The organism is Paenibacillus qinlingensis, from assembly GCF_031455095.1.
GTDB classification, from domain to species: Bacteria; Bacillota; Bacilli; order Paenibacillales; family NBRC-103111; genus Paenibacillus_E; species Paenibacillus_E qinlingensis_A.
The window spans coordinates 16728-32533 of the sequence record NZ_JAVDSB010000033.1 but is presented as its reverse complement, the minus strand read 5'-3'; the positions used below and the strand labels follow the sequence as shown (position 1 = coordinate 32533).

The window sequence follows — 15806 nt, the reverse complement described above, 5'->3', positions numbered from 1 at the left end:
ACTCGACTGTGCTTACTCACTCGTTGTTCAGTTTTCAAAGATCAATTTCTTTCGTTCGCTACCGTGTTACCGAAGCAGCGAGAAGTAATATACCATGTTGTTTTTTTAATTGCAAGCTTTTTTTATTTCTTTTTTTGTCGCTTATGTTCGCTTGCTTCCGAACAACGAGGACTAATGTACCATGTCTAGAAATCAATTACAACCCCTTTGAAAAAGTTCCACTATTGCCACTGTTTTGAATTGTTTGGCATACATGAACCCTGCAGCAATATGCTACAGGGTTCGTGGTTACTATAGACAGGAGCTATTCCATTACAAACGGTAAACCATCCTTCCAACCGATCTCAACCTTGGAGAGATACCACGTTTTGCCCATGTCATTATTCCCTTGATAGAATAAGTACGTCCGCTCATCCCCATCTACAAACAGGAAAGGATGTCCAGATTCACTTGAATTCCAACTACCTGGCTCCCCATTTGGTAATAAGGGCTCTTCAAACAACCGCTTCCACTGAATGCCATCTTCACTGATCGCACAACCGATTTGCTGAGGTGCATTATTATAAGCCCCTGCATAGAACATGTAGAGCTTGCCCTCTCGTTTGCACATGGCAGCAGCCTCAATACAAGCTCCCTCCCATGCCAACTCTGGCTTTAGAATGGTGTCTGTGCTAGCTTGTGTCCATGCTGCCCGTCCATAATCAGAATGAAGCGGAGCTGTTGCCACGCCTTGCATCTGAATCTCACCTTTCGGGTCACGCGTCGCATAGTAAAGAAATAGCTTCTCGTCGTGAACGATCACATCTGCGTCAATTGCTCTGCCATTGTTCCACGCCCCTGTTGGAGCGAAGATCGGATTCGTCTCGTTCTTGATAAACGTGAGCCCATCCTCCGATACCGCATGGCAGATCGCATCCTTCGGAAAATTACCATACGTTTGATAAAATAAGTGCACACGACCTTCTAACACGATAGCGCCAGGCGCACAGATACCTTTGGCTTCACACGGCTGCTCGAGTGGCACTTCTCCGATCTTCGTCCAATTCTCCAAATCCGTGCTTTCCGCAACGCCGATTCCCCATCGGCCATCAATGAATGGTCCTCTCGAATAATATAAGAAGTATTTTCCCTTGTAAAAAACAACGGCCGGGTCCTTGGCGTATGGCACTCCCGCTGTCATATCGGCAAATTTCATGATGATCTCTCCCATCCTTTTGTAAAAAGCTTACCGCTTCTCATGCATGCATGAAAAGCGGCACTAGCATCTTTTTTTAGTTTTGTTTGAATTTCCACATATCCTTCGCCAGGAATGCGGTATCTTTGTTCTCGTTATACCATTTCAAGTAGAACTCCTCTAACTTGGCACCGCCGGACTTCGTCCACAAATCTTTCGCGTCAGCAAATGCTTGATCTACCGTGTACGCAGAACCAGAGACAATCGCTTTATTATAGAAGTCCGTTATTTTGGTCACATTCGTATTCACGATTTTGAGATCTTCTGGTAATGCTGGCATATGTTCATTAGCCGTAATTGGCGCAAATTTCACATCATCGCTAAGGTTGGCGATATTGTTTTGTTTAATTAGCTCAATAAATTCCTTCTGCAACGGCTGACTGGCATCCAACTGGCTTGTTACACTTGCACAAGGCTCGATCTCGATCTGCTGCAGCAAGAGTTGGAAGTCAAGATTCCAAGATACTTCTTTACTAAACTGCGCCAAATCCTTAGGCCCATAACAGCCATTGGCTTTTTTGACAGAATCCACCTCAGGCGTTCCGTATCGAAGCACTTCCGCAGTTGATTTGTCTGACATGAAGTCGATATATTTCATCGCTGCCTGAGGATCCTTCGTTTTCGAATTAATAACCGTTGTCATCTGGACCGGATTATTGACCCCCACGGCAAAACGACCATACGTAGAAGCAGGGAGCTTAATGGATGTCACTTCGGCAGTCGGCACGTTCTTCTTCAAAGGCTCGTAATAGGTAGCATAGTTTGCAGGGTCAACGGTACGTCCAACAAAAATACCTGTCTTCCCATTAATCCAATCTTGAACCGCTTTTTGACCATTTTTATCCGTTAAGAAATCCTTATCTGTCAGACCTGCGTCAAACAATTGTTTCTTGAAGGTCACTGCTGCTTTGGCTCTATCCCAATCGTGAACTAGCTTTCCATCTTGCAGTACCCAACTCACATCCTGGAACATTGTGGAGATCGCACTGCCTGTTTCACCGCTTAGCGCGATACCGTAGGTGTCCTTTTTGCCATTACCATCCGGATCATCATTCGCAAAAGCCTGTGCGACCTTGAATAGGTCTTCCACGGTTTCAGGCGCCTTCAAGCCAAGCTTCTTCAGCCAGTCTTCACGAATAAAGAGCGCTTGGAAGCCTACGAGCTTCTGAACACGGCCAAATTCATATTGCTTGCCATCTGACTTAGAGCCTGCTTTTTTCAGCTCAGGGTACTTTTGCATGAGTGCCTTATAGGTCGTGCTGTACTTTTGGATCAAATCATCAACAGGCATAATCTGTTTCTGCTGATAGAGCTGGTCTCTAAAATTGGTATCAAATTCATGAATAACATCTGGTGCGCTGCCGGATGCGAATAAAATATTCAACTTCTGTACGGACTCTCCACGAGGAATAGGCACATACTTGGCTTCGGCTGGCCCTGTTTCATTTACCCATTTGGTCCATCTGTTATTATCAATGGTGCCCATGCCTTGTGGAATGTTGCCGCGATCATAGAGCGTAACGGATATGTTCCCCTTTTTTGCAGGCGCAGTTGTACCTGCTGTTGTTCCCGGTGCAGCAGTCGCCTCCGAGCCACTATCTTTCGAGCAAGCAACCAATAAACATCCACAAGCCATTGTCAGCGTTACGAGCGTTACCATTTTCCGATTCCAAGTTTTCATCTTCCATAACCCCTCTTCTGAGTTTTATCCTTTAATAGCCCCAATCATGACACCCTTAACAAAATGCCTTTGCAACAGTGGATAAATGACCATGATCGGCAGCACCATGACAATAATGGCAGCCGAGTTGACCTCTTCTGGTGTTAATAAAATCTGATCTGCAGCATCTGAGCTGTTCATTTGTGCTAGCATCGTTTGACTTTGAATCATTTGTTGAACCAAAACGGACAAGTTATATTTCGTTGTTTCATTGATGTAAATGAGCACATTGAAGAAAGAGTTCCAGTAACCCACACCGTAAAATAAAGCAAGTGTCGTAAGAACAGGCATCGATAATGGAAGTACAATTCGCGTCAAGTATTTCCAATCTCCACAACCATCTATCCTTGCAGCATCATCCAGCTCACTTGGAATGTTCTCCATAAAAGAGCGAAGTACAAGAAGATTAAAGGTACTGACAAGTCCCGGCAGCCATAAAGCCCAATACGTGTTCATTATTCCATAGGCTTTCACGGTCAAATAAGTTGGAATCAGTCCTCCGCCGAAAAGCATCGTAAAGACGATGGCGAACAAGTACCATTTTCTCCCGAAGAAGTAGGAACGCGTTAATGGATATGCCGCCAGTATGGTAAAAGCCATACTTAAGACAACACCAACCCCTGTAATTTCTACGCTATTGAAAAAAGATTGTATAATCGGTGAGCCCGACATCAGCTGTTTATAGGATTCGAGCGAGAGGCCAATTGGATAAAAGGTTACCCAGCCTGATGCCACCGCATGCGTATCACTAATGGACAGCGATATGATGTGGAGCAAAGGGAATAAACACGCCAATGCTGCTATTGTTAATAAGCCATAAAATATGACGACTAATGTTCGTTCACCATATGAAGTTTGCATGTCGTCCTCCCCCTACCACAAGCCATTGCCGAATTTGCGAGCAATTCGATTCGTTACGAATACAAGGATCAAGCTAACCAAGGACTCAAATAGCCCGATAGCTGCTGTTAGACTGAATTGCGAGCCCATTAATCCAATTTTGTACACATACGTGGAGATGACCTCGGATATATTCGAAACTGTTGCGTTTTGCAGCATAAAAATTTGATCAAAACCGACTTCCATGACACGCCCCATCGCCAGTATAAACATTAATACCACCGTTGAGCTGATACCCGGCAAGGTTACATGCCAGATCTGCTTCCATTTACTAGCGCCATCCAATCCAGCAGCCTCATATAGACTGCCATCAATACTACCGAGTGCAGCTAAATAAACAATGGCACTAAATCCAGCTTCTTTCCAAATCCCAGAACCTACAAAGATAGATAGCCATGAGCCTTCATGATACAAGAAAGCGTACGAGTGTCCGAAGAGATACTGCCAAACACTATTTAGCATTCCGCTTTGCTGTGAAAAGATGGTAACGATGATCCCCCCAACGATGATCCACGAGAAGAAATGAGGTAGGAATACGAGCGTTTGTACGAGACTTTTAAACCACTTGGAACGAACTTCATTTAACATAATCGCCAGAAGAATTGGAAAAGGAAATCCAATAAAGATCGACATCATACTAAGTAAAAGTGTGTTTCTTATAATTTGAATCGTAGCAGGTGTACTAAATAGAACCTTGAAGTTCTCAAGTCCCACCCAAGGACTGTGGAGAATACCATCTCCGAAATTGTAATGTTTGAACGCCATGATACTACCGAACATCGGAACATATTTGAATAAGATAAAGAAAAGGATAATCGGCGTAAACATGAGGTAGAGTGGAATGTTGCGTTTCCAAGTTGCGCTGCCGATATGGTTCACCCCCTTGATGCATCTGTGTCAGAGTCTCCTGCAGGTTCGATCTGAACACAACCTCACTATACTTGGAGGGTCCTCTCGCCACAATTTCCATTATTCGCACCATAAACATTTATGTAAATCTACAAGAAAAAACCGCCCTTAGCAGATGCAAAGGAACGGCTTGTCTTGCCTAACGGTCAATAAACAATTTCCGCGAGTTAACATTTTGGTAAATGCGCTGAATTCTCAAGTACCATGCTGCTTTCGGTACTCTCCCGGCGTGCTGCCTTCCGCTTTTTTAAAGGTACGGATAAAAGAAATCACCTGCAAATAACCGACTTGCTCACCAATCGACTGCACAGGTTCGGTCGTCTGAAGGAGCAACCGCTTCGCTTCTGTCATTCGAATATCGATCAGGTATTCAACGAAGCGTTCACCTGTTTCCGCTTTAAATAGCTTGCTCAATACCCGTGAAGGAAGATCGAATTTCTCACTCAAATAATTGAGGGACAAATCGGGGTTGCTGTAATTTTGAAGCAAATACAGTTTAATTTCATCAATGCGATTATGATGCTCGTTGGCTAGCTGCCATTCTTGTATGGACGCGACCAATGCATTCAGCAAATCTTGTAAACCTACTTGGATATCTCCGATAAGATCTGTGGCAACCAAAGCGGTTCTCGCTTCAACATTGAGCCGATCTACCCAATGGCGGGCGAGTTCTGGCGGCAGGTCTTCCATTTCTTTTTCCAAAGCGAAAAACAAATAGTGAATGATATCGAGTACCTTCTCCCGAGGAAGCTGCTCTGTTCTCATATCCACAAACAGTTCTTCCAAAATCCGCTGCCATTCCGCTTCCGCTGCTCGCACGGCTTTGACTAACGATCGAACGGATTGCAGTTGGCGGTAGATATCACTCTGTAGGTGTGATTGCGTTTCTGTCGCATAGTAGACGTTGTTATAGCCACGGAGCGTTCTAAATTGCCCAGCTTTCAGCGCATCTTGATAGGAATGGCTAATTTCTTCTGCCTCATTCCCTCTGGTCCCAACATAAATGGAAATTGTAAATTTCAAATTCGTGGAAACCCAATTTTTGATTAATTGTGCCAAGGGCTCGATTGATGGGTAATCTTGTTCTGCCTGTACATAGAGAATGGCACATAATTGATCCGCCTCTTTCCATTCGAACCATACCGTTAACTCCTGGCTCTGGGCAATTTCTTGCAGCACACCATGAATAACAAACTTAAATAGCGACTGATCCCTGCTGGAGTATTTGGCTTGGAATTCTTGGTAATTATCGATTTCAATAATCATCACAAGCGTGGAATGAAAACTCTCTGGAAGCTCTAATTGCGCTGCTTCCGTCTCCCACTCGGCTTGATTCAGAGAGAAATTACCTTCTAACAGCTCGTAGAACCAATATTTTTTGCGGATGGATAAATCCTCTTGATGTCGCAGTTCGTATTGATTCGATTTCTCAACTAAATTATCCAGGGCCGAGGTAATAAACTGAAATTCGTCATGTTCGGATTTCTTCCCCATGGACAGACTTCGTTTCAACGCATAACGATCAATTCGTATCATAATTTCTTCAATCGGCTTATAGTTGCGATGCGTAATAAACATTAAGAACATGAGGCTAATCAAGATCGCACCAAACATTGGCAGGGTCCATGCACCAAAAAATACAGCCAATAAACTCCCTTGCTCTAACTTAGGCACCTTAACGGCCAACTTCCAGCCCGTGTAGGAGGATGTAATCGTGCTAATTGCCCATGCATTCGGCTTAAAATCCAAATCCGCTCCTGGCTCCTTGAACGGCTTGTCTTGAGCGCTTAACAGCTCGATGGAATCTGCGGCGCTCGCTTTAATGGATTGCAGCATGCTGGTGAGCGAACCCAGATTAATATTAATAACCACCACGCCATTGGGAACGGATGAGGTGATCGGTACCCTTTTGGCAAGAGAAAGCACTTGGTCTGAACGCATTTCCCCTTTGAATTGGTTGTACGAACGAGGAGCGGTCCATTGAACGCCTGCTTCCCCTTTGAAAGCAGCTTCCACAAAAGAAGCGTCCGCAAATTGATCCAATTTAAAAATAGAGTTATCCGTAATCACTTCATTGCTTGATTTCTTATAGAGATACACATCGCCGGCAAAGGGGAACAACGTCTTGATATTATTCAACCTTTGCGAAACTTCATACGCAGAATACGGCGACACGGACTCAATGCTGCTAAAATAGCCTTTAATCGCTTCGTCGGTGAGCATTTGTTGGATAACGAAGTTCTCAATCGTCTGGAACGAGGAATCCATGACATTCATGACATGGGACGCGAAGACGTCATTCGTATTCTGAATCCGTTCTCGCGTTTCCACATTCCATTTGTAATAAAACACCATCATCAGGACTAGCACGATAAAAAAGAAAAAAGGTACATAGGAAAAGAGTAATCGGTAAAACCATTTCTTTTGCATGGTCTCCCCCTAATCGTCATTGCGAAGTGTCATTTACTTTAGTCTACTACATTCCATGCGATTTGTACGAGATTGTAATATTAAGGAATATGGGTGGGAGGGATCTGCGAGGGGGAAACTCTAGGGAGAGTGGGGAACTGGATGGCGCGAGGGGCGGGATTTATCGCCCGTTAGTCCGAAATCATCGAACTATTCTAGTCGTACGCGCCATCTAACCTGGATTAGTCCGAAAACGCCCAACTAAACTGCTTCAAACACCCTCCACTCGAGAAAATGGGTTAATTAGTTGGGCAGAATCGGACTAATGGGCCTTTTTTGAACGTTAGACTTGGTTTAGTTCGGAGAAATCGGACTACTGCAGTTTTCGACGATAATGAAAAGACAAAAACAACACAAATGATCAGGAAAGGACAGCTAACGCTACCTTCCATTTACGGCGCATCCGTGCCAGAACACTTTCATGGCCTTCCAGTTGATCGGCTAGTTCCGATAATGCCCGCTGAACCCGTGGCGCAAAATCGCGAAAATCACGCTCTGGTTGCAGTTCGGCTCCCTCACGGATGACCGCGTCAGATAACCGGAGTGCAGGAGATGTCGGCACAATGCGCATCCTCAGCCGAACCGCCACCCGTCTTAGCTGCTTACCGCATCGGCCACCACCATGGCCGCCGTAGGTCACGATCATGACTGGCTTATCCCGCCATTCGTGGTATAGATGATCAATCGCGTTCTTGAGCGCCGCTGGATAACCCCAGTTAAACTGGGGCGTAACGAAAATTACGCCACTTGCCTGCTTAATCTTTTCGCTCCACGCTTGAGTGTGCAGCTGGCAGTATCCCCCCAAGGCGGGAATCCCCGTCTCATCGTCCATCGGCAACGGCCAATTCGCCAGATCGATGATCTCGTATTCATAATCTGAATGCGCTCGACCAATGGACTCAACCCATGCCGTGATTTTTGGGCAATTTCTGCCTGCTCGTATGCTCCCCATGACCAGGAGAACCGTCTTCTTCTGATCCATTGTTACACCTTCATTTCTGTATTCGGTATTTATTAATCGACACGATATCCAAGAGCCTTGGCGAGACGAGCCAGTCCACCAAGAACCACCTTTTGCACAATGGCTGGGGCTCCTGCATCATATCCGTCGCCATATTTCCATATCACTCCAAGCCAAAGAGGATTATAGGGAACTCCCTTTTGACTCAACTTCCCTTCCCATGCTAATTGATGATGCAGCACAAACATGTCCCAGTGGCATCCGGGAGGGCGAACTTCGTGGATCCCTATCAGCGTCTCTTGGCCAACGTTAAAGAATTGATGCACCTGTTTCGGATAAATGGTCAAACGATCGCCAGGACCGAGCTCCCTTTCTACGCCATCCACAATTCCTTTAACTAAACCTTGCTTCACCTCGAAGGTTTCTGTCAGAATCGGATGCCAATGAGGGGGATTCATTGCTCCTTGCTGGAGTATTTGATGCTCTATCCGTAAAAAGTCCCCCCACTCATCATTCCCTTGTTCCAATAAAGTGACTGTCATCCCATCAGGAAACCGAAGCTGGATTGGTTTAGCCATTCGAACGAACACTCGCCTTCTCAAGCATGTTAACCAGAAGCACTACTGCGAAGGTTGCAACAGCCGCGAATATGACATCCTTACCCGCATGAATCCACAGTACGGGAATCCAAACAATAGCCAAGTAACGATGAATGGCTCTCATCCATATGTTCCTTACTTTTCTAATCAAAGAACCGTAACCCACAATGGTCAGCAGGATAATCAAACTGGCAGCTCCGGAGTAAATATATTGAACATGAATTTCTTTGATTAAAAAATAAATACTATGCGCAACAATGAGGACCACTACAGCCCAGCCCGAAAATTCGTGAAGTTTAAGAACCCATTTTCCTATTCTACGGACGATCTTAGACTGAGATTTCAATCCTCGCTTCAACCACAATAAGGATATACATACCGCTCCAAGATAAACCGCATACGTACCAAAATCGTTAAAAAGTATCCCTATTCGAACGGGAAGCTTGACAACGCCTCTTTCCATTTGTTCTGTTGCCAAACGTTTGAGCTCGCTATCTCCGTTCCCGTGCACGGAAATGTAGTAGCTAAAATAACCCAAAAATAGCAGGGCAATGCCGACAGCGATACAAAGAAGGAATCAAAACTCCTCTACTTTTGCTTTTGCTCATCGACATTTCGTCATAACCTCCTAAGACGTAAAATTAGTACGTGATACAAACAATATAGTTTGTGCCACGTACAATGTCAATGACTTTTATGATAAAATAGAAAATAACTTACAGGCTTGATTACGAATATCTGAGCTTAGCTGGAGTGAATAATGTGAACGAAAAAAATACTAATTCCCAAGAAAATCTCTCGATTATGGATAGTTTGATCCAATTATCCTTCCTTGTTCAAGGAATCCTTACCCGGGTCGGAGCTGAACACGATGTTTCCATCATTCAGATTCGGTTGTTCGGCATTTTACGCGATCGAGAATTAAGTATGTTACAGCTAGCCCAGTACCTTGATCTCGACAAATCCAGCATTACCGGATTGATCAATCGTGCGGAGCGCCGGGGGCTAGTTGAACGCAGTAATTCCCCTCACGATGGTCGCGTCGTTCATGTAAAGGTGACCGCCGAGGGGCATCAACTGATTCAGGTTGTAAGCAGTAAGATCGGACGTCAAATTAAAGCCATCACGGATACCCTTAATGACAAAGAGAGCTTACAATTCCGTGCTCTTGCTTCTAAAATGTTGTTTCCGTTAAGCCAGCAGTAGGTTGGCTGTCTCACACATAAAAAAAGAGGCGGTCCGAAAAGATCTAAAATGAGGCAACTACTTTACATAACGTTACGAGAGAACGCTAATCCGTGCTAATGGACGACTGGCTGAACAATAACGTTATGTGATAACGCTAACAGCTCCAAAGTCGAGGTTTCCTGCTTATTTCAACACTTTAGCGCTATACCATCACTTTATTTCCAGTAAAAATGAGAAAACACACAAGATAGGATGATGCCATCACCTTACCTTGCGTGGTCTTCCGAGAAACGGAAACTAAAAGGAGCTTAGCGGGTACAAGGTACAAACCGCTAAGCTCCTTTATAACATAACTTACTTCTGGGGAACCACGTTGCGCCAACCGCGCAACGCCGTAATATCTTCCGCGCCCGCAGCCGCGTAAGCTTCACAAACAAAACCCGGGACTTCCGTGCCGTCCCGGAGCTCAACCTTGCCGATCCCGAGCGGAGCCGGGATCGCTGCCGCGAAGCCGCCGAAGGCCGCCAGCGGCATCTCCCAAATCTCCAGCAGGATGGCAGCGCCACCCTGCTGTTGCTTGATCATCCCCGGCTTCGCAGGGGATGTCGGCAGCTTCACAAGGCTGTACTTCGCCGCGGATTCATCCTCCCGGATGAATCGCGCTCCGCAGCCTTGCATCTGTTTCTCCAGCGGGTAGCCACGCATGTGCAGCCCGCAAACCGCCACCAGCGTCGTCGGCGCTGGAAGGGAAGGTGTGGTCGCAGGTATTATTTCGCCCACAAACAACTCCGCCGCCCCACAGATCAGCCCCTCCTCCTCCGCCACAGCGAAGAGGGTAATTCCAAAAGGCGTCTCCGGCGCCGCATCGACCGCAGGCACAGCAACCGCGCACAGATCCAGCAGGTTGCAATGGTTCGTATAGCGACCCATATCGCGATTCGTGCTGATCGGGTCCGCAAGAACTTGCTCACGCGTCCACGTGCCGCCGCAAGTCGGCATCACAAGCACAGCATCCTGAAGCAACTTGCGAGCCTCCAGCTTCAGAGCTTGAAGCTTATGCATCGCAACAAATACCGATGCTGCATCGTACTCGGCAGCTGCACCCGAGCGTAATATCGTCTCCGTCACTGGATAGGCTACGCCAGGATTCGCTTCGATAAAAGGACCAATATCAGCCCAGCGTTCCGCCACCCAAGGACCTTCATACAAAATCGCCGCAGCTTGCCCGAATACCTCAATATCTACCTCAACAATCTGAATGCCCTCACGCCGACCAGCTTCACGCACTTGTTCAACTGCTCGCAACCACGCAGCGCGATACTCAGCTGCGAAAGGTCCGTAAAAGCCTAGTTCACCACTAGGCAAACATATCTTTGAGGGCAGTCCCGCTGGCTTCCGCACCACGTGGCGGGACCAAGGATCTTCCGCGTGGACACCCCGCGCCACGCTGTCTACGACAAGCGCATCCGCCAGGGAATGCGCGAAGACCGTGACACAGTCGAGGCTCGCACAGGCTGGCACGACCCCAAGGGTCGGCCATGCGCCGAGACTCGGCTTATAGCCGACTAGGCGATTCAGCGCTGCCGGCACACGGCCGGAGCCTGCTGTATCGGTGCCAAGTGAGAATACCACTTGGCCACGGGCCACGCTGACGGCTGAGCCTGAGCTCGAGCCGCCGCTGATCAGTTCGGGACGCAGCGCATTATGCGCGTCACCGTACGGGCTGCGAGCGCCGACTAAGCCTGTCGCGAACTGGTCGAGATTGGTTTTGCCTACAGGAATGGCGCCTGCCGCAATTAATCGTTCCACGACTCCCGCATGCTCCTCCGGCGTAAAGGCAAATTCCGCGCAGGCCGCCGTTGTCGGCACGCCAGCTAGATCAATGTTGTCTTTGATTGCAAAGGGAATCCCCCACAGCGGAGCATCGGCAATAGCTAAGGAAGATAAGCGGTCCAAGTACGGTTGAATCGCATCCATCGACGGCGGTGTAATCCAGATGTTCATATCAGCATCCGCGATGGAACGCTCTACAACGGCCGCCATGACCTCCTGAGGAGATAACGCGCCTGCTTCATACTTTTCACGCAAGTAAGATAGGGTTAACTCTTTTTCCAACAAATCACTCATCGTTCGTTCTCCATCTCTTCGCTCTCCCATACCCTTCACCTCTTCCTTACGCAGATTGTGCGATACCTAGAATTAATTGTCCGGCATGCACTTGATCCCCCGGTTTAACACCAATCATGGAAACAAAGCCATCACAAGGCGCGTGCTGCGGGAACTCCATTTTCATACTTTCAAGAATCGCCAGTTGGTCGCCTTTCTTCACTTGCTCCCCTGGAGATACCAACACTTTCCAAACACTGCCTGGCATAATCCCGCGTACCGCAATCGTGCCTGCAGGCAACTCATCCTCCGGCGCAGCATCCCCTGTCTCCTGCTCGGAGACATATTCAGCAAGTCCTTTCGCCTTCCAGCTCTCACGCTCCTCATTGAACGCTACGCGCTGCTCAGCACGGAAAGTTTCCGCACTTTCTTCTATAGAACTTAAAAATTGCAGATACTCCCCTAAATCAAACGTTGTCTCTTGAATATCAGCCTCATATCGACCGCGAGGGAAGTCCTCACGTAATTGAAGCAACTCTTCCGCACTCACTTCATAGAACTGGATTTGATCAAAAAATCTCAACAACCAAGGCTTACCCGTCTGAAAACTCTCCGTTGAGCGCAGACGATTCCACATTTGAATCGTACGTCCTACGAATTGATATCCGCCAGGACCTTCCATTCCATACACGCACATGTACGCTCCGCCGATGCCGACAGCATTTTCAGGGGTCCAGGTACGAGCTGGATTGTATTTTGTTGTAACTAAACGATGACGAGGATCAACCGGCGTAGCCACAGGAGCCCCTAGATACACATCACCTAACCCTAGTACGAGGTAGTTGGCTTCATATACAATCTTTTTCACTTCATCTATCTCATCTAAGCCGTTAATCCGCCTAATAAACTCAATATTGCTCGGACACCAAGGTGCATCTGGACGCACGCCTTGTTGATAGCGCTCAATCGCAAGCTGCGTTGAAGGATCATCCCACGACAATGGCAAGCGCACAATACGCGATGGTACACGGAATTGCTCCAAAGGAGGGAGGGCAGCGTCGATCTCTACGACCTTAAGGCAAGCCTCAGTCACCGTAATTTGCGATGGATCTATATGAATTTGCAAGGAGCGGATCCCCGGAGTCAGATCAAACACGGGAATGGAGCCAATTTCCACGATTGCCTGCATCAAAGCCTGCACTTGGAGGCGAAGCAGCAAATCCAGCTCTAGCTCACCGTATTCGACGAGCAAGTTTTGGTCCCCGCAGCAGCGAATGGTGATTGGGAAGCGGCGGTTCTCTACAGCATGATAAAGACGTGGATACTCCGGCGTAATCTCCTCATTCACAGGGGGCAACTGCACGTGTACCAACTGGTCAAAAAGTCCCTCGCCAATCGCACGCAAGTTGCTCTCTTGCAAGTCACGCAGCGCTTCAGCTTCTTGCAGCGTCAGTAGATGGAAACGGATCGAGTCACCAGGGTGTAATTGACCTAGCTTCCAGAATTCAGCCGATGCCGTCGTCACCGGACAGACAAAACCACCAAGACTCGGTCCATCTGGCCCAAGCAAAATCGGCATGTCGCCTGTTAGGTCGAGCGTTCCTATCGCGTAGGCGTTATCGTGAATATTCGAAGGGTGAAGTCCCGCTTCCCCACCATCTTCACGTGTCCATAGCGGAGCTGGCCCCTTCAAACGAACACCTGTTCTTGATGAGTTGAAATGCACTTCCCAGCTCGTTTCTGTCAGTTGATCCAGATACTCCGTCCGCAAAAACTCACCTGTACAATGCGGTCCAGGCACGACCCCAATCGTCCACTCGCGTGTCATGCCAGGGCGATGATCTTGAGCTAATTCGTAGACGTCTTGCACACGGTTCTCTCCGCCTTCGTTAACACCAAGCACATCACCCGTGCGCAGCGCACGTCCGCCGTGACCACCGAAGCCGCCCAGCGTAAACGTGGACGAACTGCCTAGAAGCTTCGGCATATCGAGTCCACCGCCGATGAGCAAGTAAGTGCGCATGCCTTCTTTGGCTTCGCCAAAGCTTAGCACTTGCCCTTGCGTTGCATAGATAGGTCGATACGTAGCAACTGTCTCTCCATCGAGCTCCGCTTGCATATCCGCACCGGTTACGCAGAACCACATATCACTGCGGAACCTGTAGGAGCCGCCACGCAGGGTCATTTCAAGCCCAGGCGCATCGTCGGCATTGCCAAGCAGCTTGTTCCCGATACGGAACGATAAAGGATCCATCGGTCCGCAAGGCGGCACACCGACATCCCAATGGCGAATGCGGCCCGGGAAGTCTTGCACGGTTGTCTGAATGCCGCCATCGACGACTTCAAGCGCACGCTCTGTGGGCTCAAATGTATTTAACAATTGCGTGTACACATTCCCGCTCAGGCAAGCCTCTTCTTGCAGAAGCGCACGTACATACTGCAGATTCGTTGTTAAACCGTACATGCGCGTTTCAGCCAGTGCTTCAACTAATTTATGGATCGCGTCCAGGCGGTCCTTGCCGTGAACAATGATTTTAGCCAGCATGGGGTCATAAAGTGTCGTTACGGTCAGACCATCACGAACCCAAGTCTCATTGCGAGCATCGCTAGAGAAAACAGCACGATCCAATTGTCCCGCACTCGGACGGAACTGCTGGAGGCAGTCCTCCGCGTAAATCCGCGCTTGGATACTATGGCCTTGCGGCTTGCGGATTAGCGACCCTAGATCATCCAGTTCCAATGCCGCTTCACGCACCATCCACTCCACGAGGTCAATGCCAAGTACTTCCTCTGTCACACCGTGCTCCACTTGAAGGCGCGTGTTCACTTCCAAGAAATAAAACTCACACGTTTCTGGATCGTAGAGATATTCAACGGTTCCTGCACTGCGGTAACCGACTTCAGCAGCGAGGCGTTTCGCCGATGCAAACATCGCCTCACGCACATCGTCCGACAAGTTCGGAGCAGGACTTTCTTCAATTACTTTCTGATTACGGCGTTGAATAGAGCAATCGCGCTCACCTAGCGTCACGACTTCGCCTAAGGCGTTGCCAAAAATTTGAACTTCAACGTGACGAGCACGGGCAATATATTTTTCGAGGAACATGCCCCCGTTTTTGAAATTCGTTTCAGCCAAATGACGTACACCATCGTAGGCAGAGCGCAGTGTCGCTTCATCTGCACAAACACGCATGCCGATACCGCCGCCGCCTGCTGTGCTTTTTAGAATAACTGGGTAGCCAATTCGCGCTGCTTCTATTAAAGCTTCCTCTAATTCGGTGATAAGAGGCGTACCTGGCAGCATCGGCACACCTGCTCTTTCGGCAATCTCACGTGCGGAATGCTTCAGTCCGAACATCTCCATCTGCTCCGGCGTCGGTCCGATGAATACAATGCCATGCTCGCGACATGCGCGGGCAAAATCCGCATTTTCGCTCAAGAAGCCGTACCCAGGATGGATCGCTTGCGCACCCGTTTCGAGCGCTGTTTGGAGAATCAGCTCCGTATTCAAGTAACTCGACTTCGCTGGTCCCTCACCGATCAGAACGGCCTCATCGGCTCCATCCACATGTAAACTATCTTGATCTGCCGCCGTATAAACAGCTACGGATTGAACTCCCATTTTGCGCAATGTACGCTCGATACGTACGGCGATTGCTCCACGGTTCGCAATTAGCACTTTTGTAAACATCGTAACCACTCCTTCGCATTTATGTTCGT

General features: G+C 48.0%; 11 protein-coding genes. 1 reads left to right on the top strand and 10 read right to left on the bottom strand.

Annotation, left to right across the window (positions count from 1 at the left end; genetic code table 11):
* Positions 1–304 precede the first annotated feature (304 nt).
* From J2736_RS33755 to J2736_RS33720, 8 genes are all read right to left on the bottom strand, one after another.
* Positions 305–1195 carry a family 43 glycosylhydrolase gene (locus J2736_RS33755; protein WP_310502907.1) on the bottom strand — a complete coding sequence of 297 codons (891 nt, stop codon included), beginning with the start codon at positions 1193–1195 and terminating at the stop codon, positions 305–307.
* Between the two features lie 76 nt (positions 1196–1271).
* The gene (locus J2736_RS33750) at positions 1272–2915 is read right to left on the bottom strand and encodes a type 2 periplasmic-binding domain-containing protein (RefSeq protein ID WP_310502906.1); all 1644 of its coding nucleotides are present in this window, start codon (positions 2913–2915) and stop codon (positions 1272–1274) included.
* Between the two features lie 24 nt (positions 2916–2939).
* Entirely contained in the window at positions 2940–3815 is an 876-nt protein-coding gene (locus J2736_RS33745; protein ID WP_310502905.1) for a carbohydrate ABC transporter permease, read from the bottom strand.
* Between the two features lie 12 nt (positions 3816–3827).
* Positions 3828–4682 carry an ABC transporter permease gene (locus J2736_RS33740; RefSeq protein WP_310502904.1) on the bottom strand — a complete coding sequence of 285 codons (855 nt, stop codon included), beginning with the start codon at positions 4680–4682 and terminating at the stop codon, positions 3828–3830.
* 276 nt (positions 4683–4958) lie between these two features.
* Positions 4959–7193: an AraC family transcriptional regulator gene (locus tag J2736_RS33735; protein WP_310502903.1), complete on the bottom strand. Its 2235-nt coding sequence runs from the start codon at positions 7191–7193 to the stop codon at positions 4959–4961.
* 400 nt (positions 7194–7593) lie between these two features.
* Positions 7594–8214, bottom strand: a complete 621-nt coding sequence (locus J2736_RS33730; RefSeq protein ID WP_310502902.1) for an NADPH-dependent FMN reductase — start codon at positions 8212–8214, stop codon at positions 7594–7596.
* 32 nt (positions 8215–8246) lie between these two features.
* Entirely contained in the window at positions 8247–8771 is a 525-nt protein-coding gene (locus J2736_RS33725) for a cupin domain-containing protein (RefSeq protein WP_310502901.1), read from the bottom strand.
* On the bottom strand, positions 8764–9255 hold the full coding sequence (locus tag J2736_RS33720) for a hypothetical protein (RefSeq protein WP_310502900.1): 492 nt from the start codon (positions 9253–9255) through the stop codon (positions 8764–8766). The genes J2736_RS33725 and J2736_RS33720 overlap by 8 nt, the downstream gene beginning before the upstream one ends.
* Before the next feature lie 341 nt (positions 9256–9596).
* Here J2736_RS33720 and J2736_RS33715 point away from each other — a divergent pair, with 341 nt between their 5' ends.
* Positions 9597–9998: a MarR family winged helix-turn-helix transcriptional regulator gene (locus tag J2736_RS33715; RefSeq protein WP_310502899.1), complete on the top strand. Its 402-nt coding sequence runs from the start codon at positions 9597–9599 to the stop codon at positions 9996–9998.
* Positions 9999–10334: 336 nt separating this feature from the next.
* Here J2736_RS33715 and atzF read toward each other — a convergent pair whose 3' ends face one another.
* Both atzF and uca read right to left on the bottom strand, forming a co-directional pair.
* On the bottom strand, positions 10335–12137 hold the full coding sequence (gene atzF, locus J2736_RS33710; RefSeq protein ID WP_397342227.1) for an allophanate hydrolase: 1803 nt from the start codon (positions 12135–12137) through the stop codon (positions 10335–10337).
* Positions 12138–12153: 16 nt separating this feature from the next.
* Positions 12154–15777 (bottom strand): urea carboxylase, encoded by a 3624-nt coding sequence (gene uca, locus J2736_RS33705; RefSeq protein WP_310502898.1) that lies wholly within the window; start codon positions 15775–15777, stop codon positions 12154–12156.
* Positions 15778–15806 lie beyond the last annotated feature (29 nt).